The organism is Litoribacter populi, from assembly GCF_007483685.1.
GTDB lineage: Bacteria > Bacteroidota > Bacteroidia > Cytophagales > Cyclobacteriaceae > Litoribacter > Litoribacter populi.
In genome coordinates, this window is the sequence record NZ_VMKN01000001.1 from 636,187 (window position 1) to 651,697 (window position 15,511).

General features: G+C 43.3%; 16 protein-coding genes. 10 read left to right on the forward strand and 6 right to left on the reverse strand.

Annotated features, from left to right (window positions below):
* The first annotated feature begins 140 nt into the window (after positions 1–140).
* From FPL27_RS02620 to FPL27_RS20095, 9 genes are all read left to right on the forward strand, one after another.
* Positions 141–1,856 (forward strand): hypothetical protein, encoded by a 1,716-nt coding sequence (locus tag FPL27_RS02620; RefSeq protein ID WP_394348486.1) that lies wholly within the window; start codon positions 141–143, stop codon positions 1,854–1,856.
* 103 nt (positions 1,857–1,959) lie between these two features.
* Positions 1,960–2,325: a hypothetical protein gene (locus FPL27_RS02625; protein ID WP_143959620.1), complete on the forward strand. Its 366-nt coding sequence runs from the start codon at positions 1,960–1,962 to the stop codon at positions 2,323–2,325.
* A 106-nt stretch (positions 2,326–2,431) separates the two neighbouring features.
* Positions 2,432–3,970: a YifB family Mg chelatase-like AAA ATPase gene (locus tag FPL27_RS02630; protein WP_143959621.1), complete on the forward strand. Its 1,539-nt coding sequence runs from the start codon at positions 2,432–2,434 to the stop codon at positions 3,968–3,970.
* 211 nt (positions 3,971–4,181) lie between these two features.
* On the forward strand, positions 4,182–5,396 hold the full coding sequence (locus FPL27_RS02635) for a porin (RefSeq protein WP_143959622.1): 1,215 nt from the start codon (positions 4,182–4,184) through the stop codon (positions 5,394–5,396).
* Positions 5,397–5,476: 80 nt separating this feature from the next.
* Positions 5,477–5,668, forward strand: a complete 192-nt coding sequence (locus FPL27_RS02640) for a hypothetical protein (protein ID WP_143959623.1) — start codon at positions 5,477–5,479, stop codon at positions 5,666–5,668.
* Positions 5,669–5,835: 167 nt separating this feature from the next.
* Positions 5,836–6,534, forward strand: coding sequence for an ABC transporter ATP-binding protein (locus tag FPL27_RS02645; RefSeq protein ID WP_143959624.1), 699 nt, complete (start codon positions 5,836–5,838; stop codon positions 6,532–6,534).
* 1 nt (position 6,535) lies between these two features.
* Entirely contained in the window at positions 6,536–7,237 is a 702-nt protein-coding gene (locus tag FPL27_RS02650) for a hypothetical protein (protein WP_143959625.1), read from the forward strand.
* A gap of 100 nt (positions 7,238–7,337) precedes the next feature.
* Positions 7,338–8,309 (forward strand): porphobilinogen synthase, encoded by a 972-nt coding sequence (gene hemB, locus FPL27_RS02655; protein ID WP_143962067.1) that lies wholly within the window; start codon positions 7,338–7,340, stop codon positions 8,307–8,309.
* Between the two features lie 333 nt (positions 8,310–8,642).
* Positions 8,643–8,765: a hypothetical protein gene (locus FPL27_RS20095; RefSeq protein WP_262712063.1), complete on the forward strand. Its 123-nt coding sequence runs from the start codon at positions 8,643–8,645 to the stop codon at positions 8,763–8,765.
* A 167-nt stretch (positions 8,766–8,932) separates the two neighbouring features.
* Here FPL27_RS20095 and FPL27_RS02660 read toward each other — a convergent pair whose 3' ends face one another.
* Together FPL27_RS02660 and dnaK are read right to left on the reverse strand one after the other, a co-directional pair.
* Positions 8,933–9,307, reverse strand: coding sequence for a co-chaperone GroES (locus FPL27_RS02660; RefSeq protein ID WP_143959626.1), 375 nt, complete (start codon positions 9,305–9,307; stop codon positions 8,933–8,935).
* 139 nt (positions 9,308–9,446) lie between these two features.
* Positions 9,447–11,384, reverse strand: coding sequence for a molecular chaperone DnaK (dnaK, locus tag FPL27_RS02665; RefSeq protein WP_143959627.1), 1,938 nt, complete (start codon positions 11,382–11,384; stop codon positions 9,447–9,449).
* A 246-nt stretch (positions 11,385–11,630) separates the two neighbouring features.
* On the opposite strand from dnaK, the gene FPL27_RS02670 reads away from it, so the two are divergent.
* Positions 11,631–12,437, forward strand: coding sequence for an MOSC domain-containing protein (locus FPL27_RS02670; RefSeq protein WP_143959628.1), 807 nt, complete (start codon positions 11,631–11,633; stop codon positions 12,435–12,437).
* 58 nt (positions 12,438–12,495) lie between these two features.
* Here FPL27_RS02670 and hemE read toward each other — a convergent pair whose 3' ends face one another.
* The 4 genes from hemE to FPL27_RS02690 form a co-directional block, all read right to left on the reverse strand.
* Positions 12,496–13,539, reverse strand: a complete 1,044-nt coding sequence (gene hemE, locus FPL27_RS02675) for a uroporphyrinogen decarboxylase (RefSeq protein ID WP_143959629.1) — start codon at positions 13,537–13,539, stop codon at positions 12,496–12,498.
* Between the two features lie 246 nt (positions 13,540–13,785).
* Positions 13,786–14,313, reverse strand: coding sequence for a hypothetical protein (locus FPL27_RS02680; protein ID WP_143959630.1), 528 nt, complete (start codon positions 14,311–14,313; stop codon positions 13,786–13,788).
* A gap of 92 nt (positions 14,314–14,405) precedes the next feature.
* Entirely contained in the window at positions 14,406–14,903 is a 498-nt protein-coding gene (locus FPL27_RS02685) for a hypothetical protein (RefSeq protein ID WP_143959631.1), read from the reverse strand.
* 2 nt (positions 14,904–14,905) lie between these two features.
* Positions 14,906–15,484, reverse strand: a complete 579-nt coding sequence (locus FPL27_RS02690; RefSeq protein ID WP_143959632.1) for a hypothetical protein — start codon at positions 15,482–15,484, stop codon at positions 14,906–14,908.
* Positions 15,485–15,511: the final 27 nt, after the last annotated feature.

Here is a 15,511-nt window from a genome sequence, read left to right on the forward strand (position 1 = left end):
TATAAATCGCTCTTTTTCAAATTGAGGCACAAAGTTATCCTTTTTTATAAAGCTGTCCAAATGTTTATCAATGAATTATTTATCAGAAAAGATTTGTGGCTTCAATTGGGTGGTGAAATTAAGAAATTTACTTACATTTCATGACTTTTCTTGATGGAAATATTTTCTTTGCAGGCACTATGGACAGGTTTTTATTTTTCCTTATCGGTTTGATACTGATTTCTGATGTTGTTTCCGCCCAAAGCGCATACCTACCCTTCGACCGGGACAAATATCATCTTATTGAACGCTACGAAATCAAAAACGGGGAATTCAGTCCCGATTTCAACACCGGTTTTAAACCATATCGACGTGATAGGGTGGTCAATTACCTAGACAGTCTGACTGTCGGCCAGGAATCTTGGGGGAAGGTGGATGCATTCAACTTACAATATCTAAGGGACGACAGCTGGGAGTTTTCCGGCCTTCCAACCACCGAAAGCCAGCAGCCAGTTTGGGGACTTTACAGAAAGCCCTCGGATTTCTACCATTTTAGGAACGAGCATTTTGATATTCACGTCAACCCCGTGATTAGTCTTGGGGGTGGAGTAGAGCGGGGTCAGGAGGATTTTCGCTTTGTTAACACGCGAGGTATTGAGTTAAGGGGTAGCATCGATCGCCGCATTGGATTTTACACCTTTATGACCATGAATGAGGTGGTGTTCCCCACTTGGATGGATGCCTACACCCGCAACAACGGGGCGGTGCCGGGAGAGGGGTTTTGGAAGTTTTATGAGCAAAACGGTTTCAGCCACTTTTCAGCCATAGGACATTTGAGCTTTAACGTCACCAAACACATACAGGCGCAGGTGGGGCATGATAGAAATTTTGTGGGAGAAGGAAATCGTTCTTTGATCCTTTCGGATTTCTCCAATCCGTATATGTTTTTCAAGCTCAATACCAAGATATGGAAACTTGATTTCACAAACCTTTGGGGTCAGATGACCGCTGACTTAGTTTATGATGGACAAGGAAGACCAACCGACGCCAGGTTTCCACAGAAATGGTTTTCCCACCATCGATTGGGGATCAACATAGCCAACAAGCTAAATATTGGCGTATTTGAATCCATCATGGCCAACACATGGGATTGGAATTATGCTAATCCGGTGATTTTCTACCGGTGGGTGGAGCACATGCTGGGTACTCCTGACAAGGTGATGTTGGGCACAGATTTTAAATGGAATTTCTATCCTTCTATGCAGCTATATGGTCAATTTGCTTTGGATGAGTTTGTATTTGGAGAGTTTTTCGGCATTGATGGTGAAAACAGCAGGAGAAATAAGCATGGAGTCCAAATCGGCTACAAATACGTGGATGCATTCAAAATCTCTAACCTAGATTTTCAGATGGAGTACAATCAGGTGAGGCCATACACTTATCAGGAGAAATTCGAATATGGCTCCTTCACCAATTACCGCACACCTCTCACCCATCCCAGAGGGGCTAATTTTAGGGAGGCTCTAATGATAGTAAGATATCAGCCAGTCAATCGATTGTTCTTAAACTTTACAGGTATGTATCAATTGCATGGGAGTGACCCAAGTCCTGATGTGAACTTTGGCGGGGATGTGAATAAGAACCATAACATTACCAACGTGGACCTTGGTTTGTTTGGTCATACCATTGGTCAAGGGGTGCGTAATGACATTCTCATGGGGACTTTTCGGGCCAGCTACATGTGGAAACACAATTTGTTTCTGGACTTGAGCCAGACTTTTCGCCAGCAACAAATAGAAGGTCAATCAACGCTTAGTACAAGTTACACGCAAATGGGTTTAAGGCTCAACTTTGGCTTGCGTGACCAATTTCTATAAATGAAATGCTAAAAACTACCTGTAATCTGCAAATATTCCTTGTAAAACTTTCCTTCTTGCCATTTGTTTGATATATTAGGTACGAATACTTTAAGATAATTTTATGAAACAGATTAATACCTTATTTCAATTGTTGGTGGCCTTGTATTTTGCTGTTGCCTTAATTTTCTTTTTGGCTTTTGACAGCATGCGTAACGCCTTCAACATCCAGGAATTGACAGCTGGAACAATAGTCATTTGGCTACTCGTGGGTGCCGGACTGTACATTGTCTCCTGGTTATTGGACAATGTGTTTATCAACGGACTTCAGAAAGACGTCAGAAAGCTTGAGCTTGAAAAAAACGAGTTGAAAGCCAGGATGTACGACATGGAGCAGGATGTAAAAATCAGCAAGGTGGAGAGGAAGATTGATACGATCGATGAGGATAAAGAACAATCAAAAATCCGACCTAGACAGAACTTCAAATAAGCCTTATCTTAACCCATGTGAAATTATCAGGGAACCTATAGGAGGGTTTCCTTTTTTTGATTTAAAGCACTTATTTTGACTTTTTAAAACGCTTATCCTTTTTACTATGGTAGCCAAAACTTTCGGAAGTGCAGTAGCTGGCGTCGATGCCAAAACCATTACTATTGAAGTAAATGTGGGACAGGGGACCGGTTTTCATATGGTCGGACTGCCTGATTCGGCTGTCAAAGAAAGCCAGCAGCGGGTCGAATCGGCTTTAAAATATTACGGTTATAGGATGCCGCGACAACGGATGGTTGTCAATCTGGCTCCTGCTGATATTCGGAAGGAGGGTTCCTGCTATGACCTGCCCATTGCCTTGGGAATTTTGCAAAGTTCCGAACAGGTTACTTTTCCCAGTTTGGGAGATTATGTGATCATGGGAGAACTCGCACTTGACGGCAATTTGCGTCCAGTAAAAGGAGTACTTCCCATTGCCATTGAGGCGAGAAAAAGAGGTTATAAAGGATTCATTGTTCCTTCTGAAAATGCTTCAGAAGCTTCCATTGTGAATAACCTTGATGTGATCAGTGTGGGTAATCTGCAGGAGGCCATAGGTTTTCTGGAAGGGACAGTGGATATCACTCCGCTGGTAACCGATACCCGTGACATTTTTTATAATTCCCTGGAAAACTACGAATTTGACTTTGCCGATGTGCAGGGGCAGGATAACATCAAAAGGGCTATGGAAATAGCTGCAGCAGGAGGACATAATGTCATCATGATAGGCCCTCCGGGTGCAGGCAAAACCATGTTGGCCAAAAGGTTGCCATCTATTTTACCTCCCTTAACCTTGCAGGAAGCACTTGAGGCCACTAAGATACATTCAGTTGCCGGGAAGCTTGAAAGGCATGCCTCCCTAATTGCCCAAAGACCTTTTCGCTCACCCCACCATACTATTAGCGATGTGGCATTGGTAGGTGGCGGTGGCAATCCTCAGCCTGGGGAGATTTCTCTTTCGCATAATGGGGTTCTTTTCTTGGATGAATTGCCAGAATTTAAGAGAACTGTGCTGGAAGTCTTAAGACAGCCATTGGAGGAAAGGAAAGTCACCATATCAAGGGCAAAAATTTCCGTCGACTTTCCCGCCAATTTCATGTTAGTTGCCAGTATGAACCCATGTCCCTGTGGGTATTACAACCATCCGGATAAGGAATGCGTATGCGGACCTGGGATAGTGCAACGTTATCTCAACAAAATCAGCGGGCCGCTGTTGGACAGGATTGATCTTCATGTGGAGGTAACTCCAGTTAAATTTGAGGAGATGACCTCCATGAGAAAGGCTGAGTCAAGCAAGTCAATACGTGACCGGGTTATTATAGGTAGGCAAAGGCAGACAGAGAGGTTTAAAGACAACCCTCAAGTATATAGCAACTCCATGATGCCCTCTCATATGGTCAAAGAGGTCTGTCAGATCAATGAAGCGGGTAGAGCCCTGTTGAAAACCGCGATGGAAAGGTTGGGACTTTCTGCCAGGGCTTATGACCGGATCCTAAAAGTTGCAAGAACCATCGCCGACCTTGCTGAAAGCGATCAGATAAAAGTTGAACATCTGGCTGAAGCCATCCAGTATCGCAGTTTGGACCGGGAAGGCTGGGCCGGCTAATGTTAAGCTAATATTATGTAATAATCCCTTTAAAAGTTCCTTCAGGCAGGTTTCTGTCAAAAACCTTTTCCTAGTGTTAATTTTTTATTGGCCTTAGTGCTCCCTCGGTCTGCTTTCGTAATTTTTTGTTAACCGGGAATTCATCACTAGTATACATTGCCTTCTCAATTTTGTGTCGCTGTACAATTATTCTTACTTAACCTATTCAGGGATGCGGATAAAAATCGCAATGCTCATGATTGGCTTGGTCATGGGATTCGCGAATGTTTTTGCAAGGAACATTCAGTCGGATACAACAACTACAAGCGAGGAAAAAATAGAAGTTAAAAAAACGCAATGGTTTGAATCCATTCAAATGCGAGGTTATGCTCAATTGAGGTATAACGGGCTTTTGGAGACAAACCCGGATCTTCAGTGTGCCCAGTGTGACCGCTCATGGGGTGGTGGCACCAATGGTTTCTTCTTCAGACGGATCCGTTTGATCTTCTACGGACAGGTGCATGAGAAAGTTTATTTCTACATCCAGCCTGACCTGGCTTCAGGTGGGAATAATTTTGCCCAAATCCGTGATGCCTATTTTGACCTTGGCCTTGATGATAAGCAGGAGTTCAGGTTAAGAATCGGGCAGTCTAAAGTGCCTTTTGGATTTGAAAACCTGCAAAGCTCCCAAAACAGGATCCCCTTGGATCGTCATGATGGTTTAAACTCAGCAGTGGCGAACGAGCGAGATATTGGGGTGATGTTCTATTATGCCCCATCTGAAATCAGAAAAAGGTTCAACTATTTGGTCTCAAGTGGTCTGAAGGGTTCTGGAGATTATGGAGTGTTTGGCTTCGGTGTATATAATGGCCAAACAGCCAACATGCCGGAACTTAATGACAACATGCACGTGGTAACAAGACTCACTTATCCTTTTCAGCTTAAGTCAGGTCAATTTATAGAGGGTTCTTTACAAGGCTACACCGGAGATTTTGTTATTCAACGAAACCAAGTGACAGATATAGATCAGACCGAGTTTAAGGAATATAGATATGGGGCGTCCTTTGTTATGTATCCCCAGCCTTTCGGTATCCAGGCAGAATATAACCGAGGCCGTGGCCCTGAGTTTAATCCTGAGACCATGGATGTGGAAGATGCTCCACTTGAAGGGGGCTATGTGATGGCCAACTACTATTGGAAAAGAGGCAAGGACCTATTTATACCCTTCACCCGATATCATTTTTACCAGGGTGGTAAGAAACACGAATTGGATGCCACTAGACATAGAGTGAAGGAACTGGAAATCGGGGTGGAATGGCAACCTCACAAAAATTTCGAACTTGTCGGAATGTATACCATTTCTGACAGGACCTTTGAAAATTCTTTGAACCCCAATAATAGACAAGTGGGTAGCTTGCTTAGGTTACAGGCCCAAGTGAACTTCTAGAATTTAGGTTCGAAAATTAGAATTTGAGGTTGGATTATTCCAGCCTTTTTTTTGTTATATTTAGATCTAAACGATTTACTATGGAATCCGCCGCATTAAAAAAATATTTAATTCAGGTAGCTGATCAGCTTACTCCTGAATCCACTTTAGAGGATGTAATAGAGCAATTGAGTCTCCTAGCTGATATCGATGAATCTGAGAATGATGAAGCGTTAGGAAATGTTATTTCTCAAGATGATTTAGAGAAAAAGAGTAAAGAATGGCTCAAATAATTTGGACCAAAAAAGCTTCTACACAGCTTGAAAAGGCAATTCTTTATATAAAAGATGAGCAAGGAATCGCCAGAGTTTTTTATACTTCTCGAAATCCGAAAAAATGAAAGGGGATCTGATTTTTTTTTAGTTTATTGCTTTCCTGTTGTTTTTTGAAATTATAATTTATGGATTCTACAGTAATCAAAACAGAAAGGTTGTCCAAGTTTTATGGCTCAGAAAAAGCCTTGGATAATGTTTCCATTGAAATCAATAAAGGTGAGATTATAGGCATTGTTGGCCCTAACGGAAGCGGCAAAAGTACCTTGATCAACATACTGCTTGGGCTACGCAAGCCAAGTTCAGGGAATTTCACTATCCTTGGATCCACTTCGCCCGATACCATTCAGCACCAGCTTGGGGTCGTAATGGACCGACCTTGTTTTTACTTTCGGGTGTCTGCAAAAGCCAATTTGACTATATCTGCCAAAACCAAAGGGGTTGGGGAGGAAAGGGTTGATGAGTTGCTGAAACTGGTAGGTTTGGACCAAACAGGTGCTAAGCGCTTTCAGGATTTCTCTTATGGCATGAGGAAAAGATTGGAAATCGCAGATGCTTTATTAACCAATCCAGAGCTGATTATCATGGATGAGCCGACAAATGGCTTGGATCCACAGGGGATCATATTTGTCCGAAACCTGATACGAAGATTCAAAGATGAAGGTAAGACGGTAATTCTGGCGAGCCACTATATGGAAGAACTGGAAAAACTTTGTACCGGGATAATCTTTCTCAAAGATGGGGAGGTTGTCTTGCAGGATTCCACTGAAAACCTCTTGAGAGACCATTTTTCCATAGAACAAGCTTTTGCAACTACAATCTATTAACATGACTTTAAGACAACATCTAGATATAGAGTTTTATAAACTCAATAGGCCTGATTATTTTATATTTTTTACCGTTTTGGTGATCAGTTTGGTGGCCTTCCCAATATACGGAATGATCAAACTTTCACCCTTATTTACCCTTAATGAGTTATTCTCTATTGTCAACCAAGTAGGAACTCTCGCCGTGGTATATGGGGCAATTGTTGCCATCACACGGGAATTTACAAATGGCACCAACCGAAAAAGAATCGTTAACGGGTATTCCCGCACAGATCTGTTCATTTCAAAGCTGATAATTGTCTTTTATTATGTGTCTACTGTGGTAGTGTTGACTGCCTTTACACTGCTTGTACTAGTTGCATTTAAAGGAAGTGAGGTTTTTATAAATTCCTTTCCCAGACAAAAGTTGATGGCAGTTTTAGGTGCAATTATCTGCTATGGGCTGATTGGTGCATCTTTGGGAGCCGTTACCACGAAAGCCCACCGGGCCATTTTAATATTTTGGGGTATAGGTTTTCTAGAAATGATCCTTGACATTTTATCGCTTACACATCCCTTTGCCCAATTCTTCAGGCCATTGGTCAGCATTGGGAATTTTACCAGTCCCGAACATCTTTACACTTGGCATTACATCATTTTGGGACTTTTTCTGGCAGGACTTCTAGGAGGTTCATTTCTTAAGTTTAAAAGAGCAGATTTTTAAGCTGTTGGGATACTTTTGATCATTATGGAAAGTGAAATCATATGTTTTTTTCCTTAATGACTAGGGTTTCTTACCTTTGTGACCAAATCGCACAGCCATGATGTACAGAAGACCACGCAGAAACAGAAAATCCAGTGCTATTAGAGGAATGGTGGAGGAAACCCGCCTTTCTGTCAAAGACTTTATCTTCCCCATGTTTCTCATCGAGGGACAAAACCAAAAGGTAGAGGTGGCCTCCATGCCCGGGATTTTCCGTTACTCCTTGGATCTGATGATCAAGGAAATTGATGCTTGCATAAACCTCGGTATTGTGGCTTTTGATATCTTTCCTGCCTATCCGGAAAGCAAAAAGGACAAGTACGCCACCGAAAGCTATAATCCGGAGACTTTTTACCTCAAAGCCATCCAAAAAATAAAGGAGACTTTTCCAGAAGCCTGCATCATGACCGATGTGGCCATGGATCCTTACAGTTCCGACGGACATGACGGAATCGTTGAAAACGGCAAGATCCTTAATGATGTGACCCTGGAAATCTTGGGTAAAATGACCCTGGCTCAGGCTCAGGCTGGTGCGGATATCATTGGGCCATCTGACATGATGGATGGACGCGTAGGTTATCTGAGGGAGCAATTGGACGAAAATGGTTTTACGGATGTCTCTATCATGTCCTACACGGCCAAATATGCCAGCGCTTTTTATGGACCATTCCGTGATGCCTTGGATTCCGCTCCAAAGTGGGGAGACAAGAAAACCTACCAGATGGATCCCAGAAATTTACAAGAGGCTATGATCGAGGCCGATTTGGATACTGAAGAGGGAGCTGATTTCCTGATGGTCAAACCTGCCTTGGCCTATTTGGATGTAATCAGGTTGTTAAAAGAAAATTATAATGTGCCCATTGCGGCTTACAATGTAAGTGGCGAATATTCCATGATCAAGGCCTCTGCCGAAAGAGGTTGGCTGGATGGCGAACGTGCCATGCTGGAATCACTAATTAGCATAAAAAGAGCAGGGGCAAATGTAATATTGAGCTACTTTGCTAAGGAATTTGCGGAGCTGCAACGTAAATAAATAGGTCACAAAGTCACACAAAGTTCAAAGGAAGGACACAAAGTAAACATGGCATTATGTGTTCATAGAAAAGAAGGATACTACTGGCCCCGATTAGGGAAGCGAATCGAGAAATACGAAGCCAACTCCCCCTTTGAAGGGACTTGGGGGATGTGGAACGTAAGTGAAAAGGTCACAAAGGGGTAAAAGTTAATATCGAAAATAGTTGAGCCTTGTGCGAAAATAATGGCTACAAAGCCCCGAAGACATCCCTCTCCGGGGCTTTAAATTTTTCAATTCCTTCTAGTTAATTTTTTTAGGATTAACTATATTATATGTGAATTCGTAGCTAGGATGCGAAAGTTGTTTCCTGAGGAAAGTAAAACGGATTTGTATGCTCAAACGAATTTTTCCAAAGTTGCTATTGGTGGTTTTGCTAATGGCTTGCGCCATGAAATCACGCTTACGGTAGAATAAAATAAAAACGCCAAGACCTAGGTTTTACATTTGGCTTGGCGATAATTAAACTTTCTGCTTTTAGTCAAATAAGTTTTCCGCGAAGAAGGAACTCTGAGAAACTCTGTGCCCAACTCCGTGTAACTCTGTGACCCTTGTCTTTTCGAGTGCATTAAATCCTTTAACTCTTAAAACTCCTCCTCCCTCTCCAGCATCAAAATAGAATGCTGCGGGACTATGAAGTATTTTTCTCCTTCGTATATCACTTCGAAAGAGCCATTTTGGAGAAAGATGGCCAAGTCGCCTTCCTTTGCCTGCAAGGGAATGTAGCGTATGCTTTCACTGGATTCCTTCCAGGGTTCGTTTTCCTCCACATGGGCAGGAATCGGGTAACCCGGCCCTGTCTTTACCACATAACCTTGCTGAACCTGCTCCTTTTCCTTTACCCCAGGAGGCAAATACAGCCCGCTGGAAGTCTTTTCATCCTGCTTCTTGGGTTTAATCAACACCTTGTCACCCACCACTAAAAGCTTCTTGAATTTGTTGTCTGCTGTTAATCTCATAGCTTAAACTTATTATCAACCGCTGAGGAACAGAGGCTACATTTTTCTTTGCGCCTTATTTCCTTCGCGAGCAATTTTCAATTAAAAAAGGCATCCATAACGAGTACAGATGCCTTTTTACTTATTTTAACCGAAGGACTTATTTGTTCTTGTCCTCGTTTACTTCTTCATAATCTACGTCGGATACACCGTCACCGCTTCCGGATTCGCCTGAAGCTTGAGCTCCCGCGTCAGCACCCGGGCCACCTTGGGCTCCACCTTCAGCACCTTGACCAGCTGCGTACATCTCTTGAGAAGCAGCTTCCCAAGCTTTGTTAAGCTCTTCAATGGCTGGTTCGATAGTTGCCAAGTCCTGGCTCTGATGTGCAGCCTTCAGCTTCTCAAGGGCACCGTTGATGTTGGCCTTGTTGCTGTCAGAAAGTTTGTCACCAAACTCTTTCAACTGCTTTTCAGTCTGGAATACCAAGCTGTCCGCCTGATTGAGTTTTTCGATTTTTTCTTTCTCAGCTTTATCAGAAGCAGCATTGGCTTCAGCTTCTTTCTTCATTCTTTCGATTTCCTCTTCAGAAAGTCCGGAAGAAGCCTCGATCTTGATTTTCTGCTCTTTGCCAGTTCCCTTGTCCTTAGCGGATACGTTCAGGATACCGTTGGCATCGATATCGAAAGTCAATTCGATCTGAGGAACACCTCTTGGTGCCGGTGGAATGTCAGAAAGCTGGAATCTACCGATGCTTCTGTTATCCTTGGCCAATGGTCTCTCACCTTGCAACACGTGGATATCCACAGCCGGCTGATTGTCGGCAGCAGTAGAGAAGGTCTCAGACTTCTTGGAAGGGATAGTCGTGTTTGCCTCGATCAATTTGGTAAACACACCGCCCATGGTTTCGATACCCAAAGAAAGTGGGGTCACGTCAAGAAGCAATACATCCTTCACCTCACCAGTCAATACACCACCTTGGATGGCAGCACCGATAGCTACTACCTCATCAGGGTTAACGCCTTTAGAAGGCTTCTTGCCGAAGAATTTCTCAACTTCTTCCTGGATTTTAGGGATTCTTGTAGAACCACCCACCAAGATTACTTCGTCGATGTCAGAAGGAGAAAGACCAGCGTCCTGCATAGCTTTCTTAACCGGATCCATAGATCTTCTTACCAAGCTCTCAGAAAGTTGCTCAAACTTAGCTCTTGAAAGCGTTTTGTTCAAGTGCTTAGGGCCTGAAGCTGTAGCGGTAACATACGGAAGGTTGATGTCAGTAGAAGAAGAGCTAGAAAGTTCAATCTTCGCTTTCTCAGCGGCTTCTTTTAATCTCTGGAGAGCCATTGGGTCTTTTCTAAGATCCATATCCTCTTCTGCCTTAAATTCGTCAGCCAACCAGTCGATGATCACTTGGTCAAAGTCATCACCACCTAGGTGTACATCCCCGTTGGTAGACTTCACCTCAAATACTCCATCGCCAAGCTCAAGGATAGAAATATCGAATGTACCACCACCAAGGTCATACACAGCGATTTTCATGTCCTGATTTTTCTTGTCCATACCATAAGCCAAAGCAGCAGCAGTTGGCTCATTGATGATTCTTTTCACCTCAAGACCTGCGATCTGTCCAGCTTCTTTAGTAGCTTGTCTTTCCGCATCGTTAAAGTAAGCAGGAACGGTAATTACCGCCTCAGTCACCTCTTGACCCAAAAAGTCCTCTGCCGTTGACTTCATTTTCTGAAGAATCATGGCAGAAAGCTCTTGAGGAGTATAGGATCTGTCGCCTATTTTAACAACAATGGTATCGTTGGCACCTTGTTCTACTTTATAGGAAGCATGTTTTTTCTCTTCTGATACTTCTGAGAATTTCTTGCCCATAAATCTCTTCACAGAAGAGATGGTGTTTGCCGGGTTGGTGATAGCCTGTCTTTTGGCAGGATCACCTACTTTTCTCTCGCCGTTGCCATTGTCCAAAAATGCAACAATAGACGGAGTAGTTCTTCTGCCTTCGCTGTTCTGGATTACTACAGGTTCGTTACCTTCCATCACGGCAACGCAAGAGTTAGTAGTACCCAAGTCAATTCCTATAATTTTTCCCATAATTGATATATGATTTCTATTTATTGATTCTTAAAGTAAATTCTTTCGAATTCATAATTATCAATGCATGTGCCAAGGCAATTAATGCTAAATATTGCGTCAGATTGTCAGAATTATTAGCTGACTTCCCTTTAAAGCCTGACAATCTCTATTTTTTTCTGATCTTTCTGTCACCTACATATGCACTTTTAGAAACAATTCAGTATGTTAGATGTATTCTAAATCGTCAATTGATGTAAAGTGCTCATGCGGCTAAAAGACATATACATATATCCGGTCAAATCTTTGGGCGGCATACGCCTCGACAAAGCCACTGTGGACATCAAAGGCTTTGAACATGACAGAAGGTGGATGGTGGTTGACGATGATGGGCAGTTTATCACTCAAAGGAGGTTTCCCCAAATGGCCCTACTTCAACCGGAACTTCATCAAAACGGGCTGAAAATCCATCACAAAAACGATCAGAATAAATCCATTCTAGTTCCTATGGATCCTGAGACGGGAAAAAAGATGATGGTGACGGTGTGGGATGATTCCCTTATGGCCGAAATCGTAAACCAAGAGGTTGATCAATGGTTGAGCGAAATCTTGGATATCAACTGCCACCTGGTCAAAATGGATGAAATGGCTGAAAGGCCTATTAGTTCCAAATATTCCATCAATGACGAGACCGTCAGTTTTGCTGACAGTATGCCATATATGGTTATCGGCCAAAGCTCGTTGGATAATCTTAATAGCCGATTGGAAGAAGAGGTGAAAATGGACCGTTTTAGGCCAAACTTGGTTTTTGAGGGCGGTGAACCCTTTGAGGAAGACAGCTGGCAGGTCGTGCAGATCGGGGAGTGTATGTTTCAGGTGACAAAGCCCTGCGCCAGATGTGTCATGGTGACTATTGACCAACAAACTTCTGAGAAAGGAAAAGAGCCTCTGAAAACCCTTGCTACATTCCGCAAGGAAGATCAGAAGATTCTCTTTGGACAAAATATGATTGCCGTTTCCCTAGGCGAAATCGCAATAGGTGACCCCGTAGAAAGACTAATACCCGAGACGTAAATCCCGGGTATTAGTCCCTATTTCAAAATATTTCTCTATTTCCAATATTTCTTTATTTCTAATTATTTCTTATTTCACTACTATAAGATTTCACTGTCTCTATAAACACCTTCACTTTTTCCGGATCGATATCAGGATACACCCCATGACCTAGGTTGGCAATATGCCGTCCTGTTCCAAATTGATCAAGCATGTGTTTGGTAGCAGTTTCCACTTCTTTTGCAGTTCCGTAAAGTGCTGCTGGGTCCAGATTCCCTTGAAGTGTTTTGTTGTCACCGATCATCCTTCTGGATTCTGCAATGCCCATATTCCAGTCCAATCCGATTGTTTCGCAATTAAGCTTGGCCATTTGCTCTCTGGCGAAAAAAGCACCTTTTGCAAAAACTGTTTTTGGCACCTCATTGATAGCATCGCAAATCTGCTGAATATATTTCATGGAAAACTCCTCGTAGTGATACGGAGGTAAGATTCCCGCCCAGCTGTCAAAGATCTGTATCAAATCGGCTCCAGCTTCAATTTGTGCTTTGAGATAATTGATGGTCGAGTCAGTGATCATCTGCAAGAGCTGATGGCTGAACTCAGGCTGGGTGTACAGCATGGCTCGGGCTTTTGAAAAAGTCTTGGAGCCACTTCCCTCAATCATATAGGCAAAAATAGTCCACGGTGCTCCGGCAAAACCGATTAAAGGCACCCTGCCATTCAATTCTTTCTTGGTAATCTTGATGGCATCGATCACATATTTGAGATCATTATGCCCATCTGCAATCCTCAACTTTTTCAGATCAGCTGGAGAGTTTACCGTATTAGGGAACCACGGCCCTCTTTTTTCCACCATTTCATAAGGCAACCCCATTGCTTCGGGTATTACCAGGATGTCGGAAAAAATGATGGCTGCGTCCACACCCAGTAGGTCTACTGGCTGTATAGTCACCTCGGCGGCCAGTTCAGGGGTCTGGGCCAATTCAATGAATCCGCTCACACTGTTTCTTACTGCCCTGTATTCTGGCAAAATTCTTCCGGCCTGTCTCATCAACCACACAGGAGTCCTTTCGGTCTTTTCCCCGCGTGCCGCTCTAAGTAATAAGTCGTTTTGTAATTGCATGGAGCAAAGATAATTCAGGATTTTGGATTAGCCATTCCAAACTCGAAAAAAGGCTGTGCTGGTCTTCCCAGAGTTTCACCGACCCGCCTGCCGGCCAGGTTTCACAGATAGAATTAAAAAAAGCTGTAAGATAATTGCCACTAATGCACCAATCATTTGGAATATGTGGAGGTAAAATATTTCACGGAAAAAAAACCACACTCCCTGAAAGAGAGGTGGTTTTGTGTTTTTTTTAAACTGCAAATTTTATTTTCCCAATCTGATACTTGGGATATTTTCCACGTCCAGATTGTAATGTTTGACTACAGCGTCATAGTCGTTAAAATCCACTCTGAAGTTGACTGCTCTCGTAGGCACCACTACTAGTCGGAAATACTGTTCGTTTCTCCAATCTGGCTCCAGGGTGTTGAGATCCAAATTGCCCTGCATAAATATCCTAAAGTCTGAATTCGTAAAGTCATATTGGTAGGCAAATTGCCCCTGCTCAAGATAAATTGTCTGGGGAAGCATTCTCCAGACATCTCTGCCCTCATCGGTTTCCCAAAGGTGGTAAATCAGGAGCTTGTCGGATTCAAGAAATGTTAATCCAAGTTCGCTGAACACTCCTTGTATTGTAAAATTGGCTTCGGGATCAAAATCCCCCACTACTTCAAATACATCCGCTTCAACTGTAACCCCATCTATGCCATCCAAACCTGGAGGGCCCATAGGGCCTTGGCAAGCCTGTATTAATATCAATCCAAGAAGGGAAAGTGACAACAGCAACTTTTTCATAAATTATTGTTTTGGTTGAAATATACGTTTTATTTAGACGCAAAGCCAAAGGAATTGGTTGTGCGAATTATGTAAATGGTGAAATATACCGACTATTTCAATGGCGCCCAAACTTCCACATGCTCGGCCTCCACGATGCGGTCGATATAGATGCCCTGTGTTTCCAAGCCATTCAGTACAGCAAATTCCTCTATCCGCTTTTTGACCTTATTCGGACCTGGCATCACGAATGGACTCGATTTCATAGTGGCTACTATGGCATTTTGACTTTCGATAATCAACTCCTTTGCTTCCCCCATGTCACCTCCGTACTCCACGCCCACAAATACCTCCATGGTATCCAGTTTGCCGGCAGGCTCCACATGGTAGATGGTATGCAAGGTTTTCCCTTCCCCCATCAGCCCTTCCGCTTTCTGAAAAGTTTGGGGCAAGGCTTCATCCTGCGGGGTGCCGCGGTACTCATAGCCCATCAGGTGGATGCTGTCCGTTTGTACTACTTCCAGCTCGAGGTCATTGAACCCACCCAAAAGATAATAGCCCAGCAGCCCGAGCAGAAGTACTGCCGGAATGAGAATTAATGCTTTTTTCATAATTAGAAAATATATCGTGCCCCGATTGCTCCCTGTAACCTCAGGTGTCCTGGACGGTCAATCAGTTCGAGAAACAAGCCTGCTTCCACAAACACACTGATTGGCAGATCCTGAAAATAATATTCCGAACCTACAAATGCCTCAGGGCCAAAATCGATGTTGGTGCGGTTTTCCGTTTGTAATATATGGGAAGGTTGTGTGCCGTAAAGATAATCCACTTGTACGGAACGCAACTGGGCCCCGACCCCGCCATAGGCCCAAAGCATGCCCTCGGTGATGTTAAACTCATTGGTGATGTCTTCATGGTAAGCTGCTCTTGCGTTTAGGGAAAATCCTCCATAAGTACTGTGTGAAGCATACATGGCGTCACCGGTTGGCCTATTGTTATTAAAAGCCCGTCGGTAATAATACGGACTGTTGGCCCCAGCGGTACCAATCATCCCCTCCAAAGAAATACGGTCATCAATGAAGGTCTTGTAAGTAATGCTCAAAGGCTCCCCGAGTCTAATCCCCACTTGATGCTCCTGTGAATACGCCAAACCCGGCAAGAGTAAAAAGGCCAGCAAGAATAGTTTTTTCATAAAATGGTTTAGGTAAGGTTTTACGGT

Bases quoted from the DNA above. Each gene is read 5' to 3' on its own strand.
- FPL27_RS02650 (WP_143959625.1), top strand. From the start codon at position 6,536: ATGACTTTAAGACAACATCTAGATATAGAGTTTTATAAACTCAATAGG.
- FPL27_RS02625 (WP_143959620.1), top strand. From the start codon at position 1,960: ATGAAACAGATTAATACCTTATTTCAATTGTTGGTGGCCTTGTATTTT.
- dnaK (WP_143959627.1), bottom strand. From the start codon at position 11,384: ATGGGAAAAATTATAGGAATTGACTTGGGTACTACTAACTCTTGCGTT.
- FPL27_RS02635 (WP_143959622.1), top strand. From the start codon at position 4,182: ATGCGGATAAAAATCGCAATGCTCATGATTGGCTTGGTCATGGGATTC.
- FPL27_RS20095 (WP_262712063.1), top strand. From the start codon at position 8,643: ATGCGAAAGTTGTTTCCTGAGGAAAGTAAAACGGATTTGTATGCTCAA.
- FPL27_RS02620 (WP_394348486.1), top strand. From the start codon at position 141: ATGACTTTTCTTGATGGAAATATTTTCTTTGCAGGCACTATGGACAGG.
- FPL27_RS02640 (WP_143959623.1), top strand. From the start codon at position 5,477: ATGGAATCCGCCGCATTAAAAAAATATTTAATTCAGGTAGCTGATCAG.
- FPL27_RS02660 (WP_143959626.1), bottom strand. From the start codon at position 9,307: ATGAGATTAACAGCAGACAACAAATTCAAGAAGCTTTTAGTGGTGGGT.
- FPL27_RS02690 (WP_143959632.1), bottom strand. From the start codon at position 15,484: ATGAAAAAACTATTCTTGCTGGCCTTTTTACTCTTGCCGGGTTTGGCG.
- FPL27_RS02645 (WP_143959624.1), top strand. From the start codon at position 5,836: ATGGATTCTACAGTAATCAAAACAGAAAGGTTGTCCAAGTTTTATGGC.
- FPL27_RS02670 (WP_143959628.1), top strand. From the start codon at position 11,631: ATGCGGCTAAAAGACATATACATATATCCGGTCAAATCTTTGGGCGGC.
- hemE (WP_143959629.1), bottom strand. From the start codon at position 13,539: ATGCAATTACAAAACGACTTATTACTTAGAGCGGCACGCGGGGAAAAG.
- FPL27_RS02630 (WP_143959621.1), top strand. From the start codon at position 2,432: ATGGTAGCCAAAACTTTCGGAAGTGCAGTAGCTGGCGTCGATGCCAAA.
- hemB (WP_143962067.1), top strand. From the start codon at position 7,338: ATGTACAGAAGACCACGCAGAAACAGAAAATCCAGTGCTATTAGAGGA.
- FPL27_RS02680 (WP_143959630.1), bottom strand. From the start codon at position 14,313: ATGAAAAAGTTGCTGTTGTCACTTTCCCTTCTTGGATTGATATTAATA.
- FPL27_RS02685 (WP_143959631.1), bottom strand. From the start codon at position 14,903: ATGAAAAAAGCATTAATTCTCATTCCGGCAGTACTTCTGCTCGGGCTG.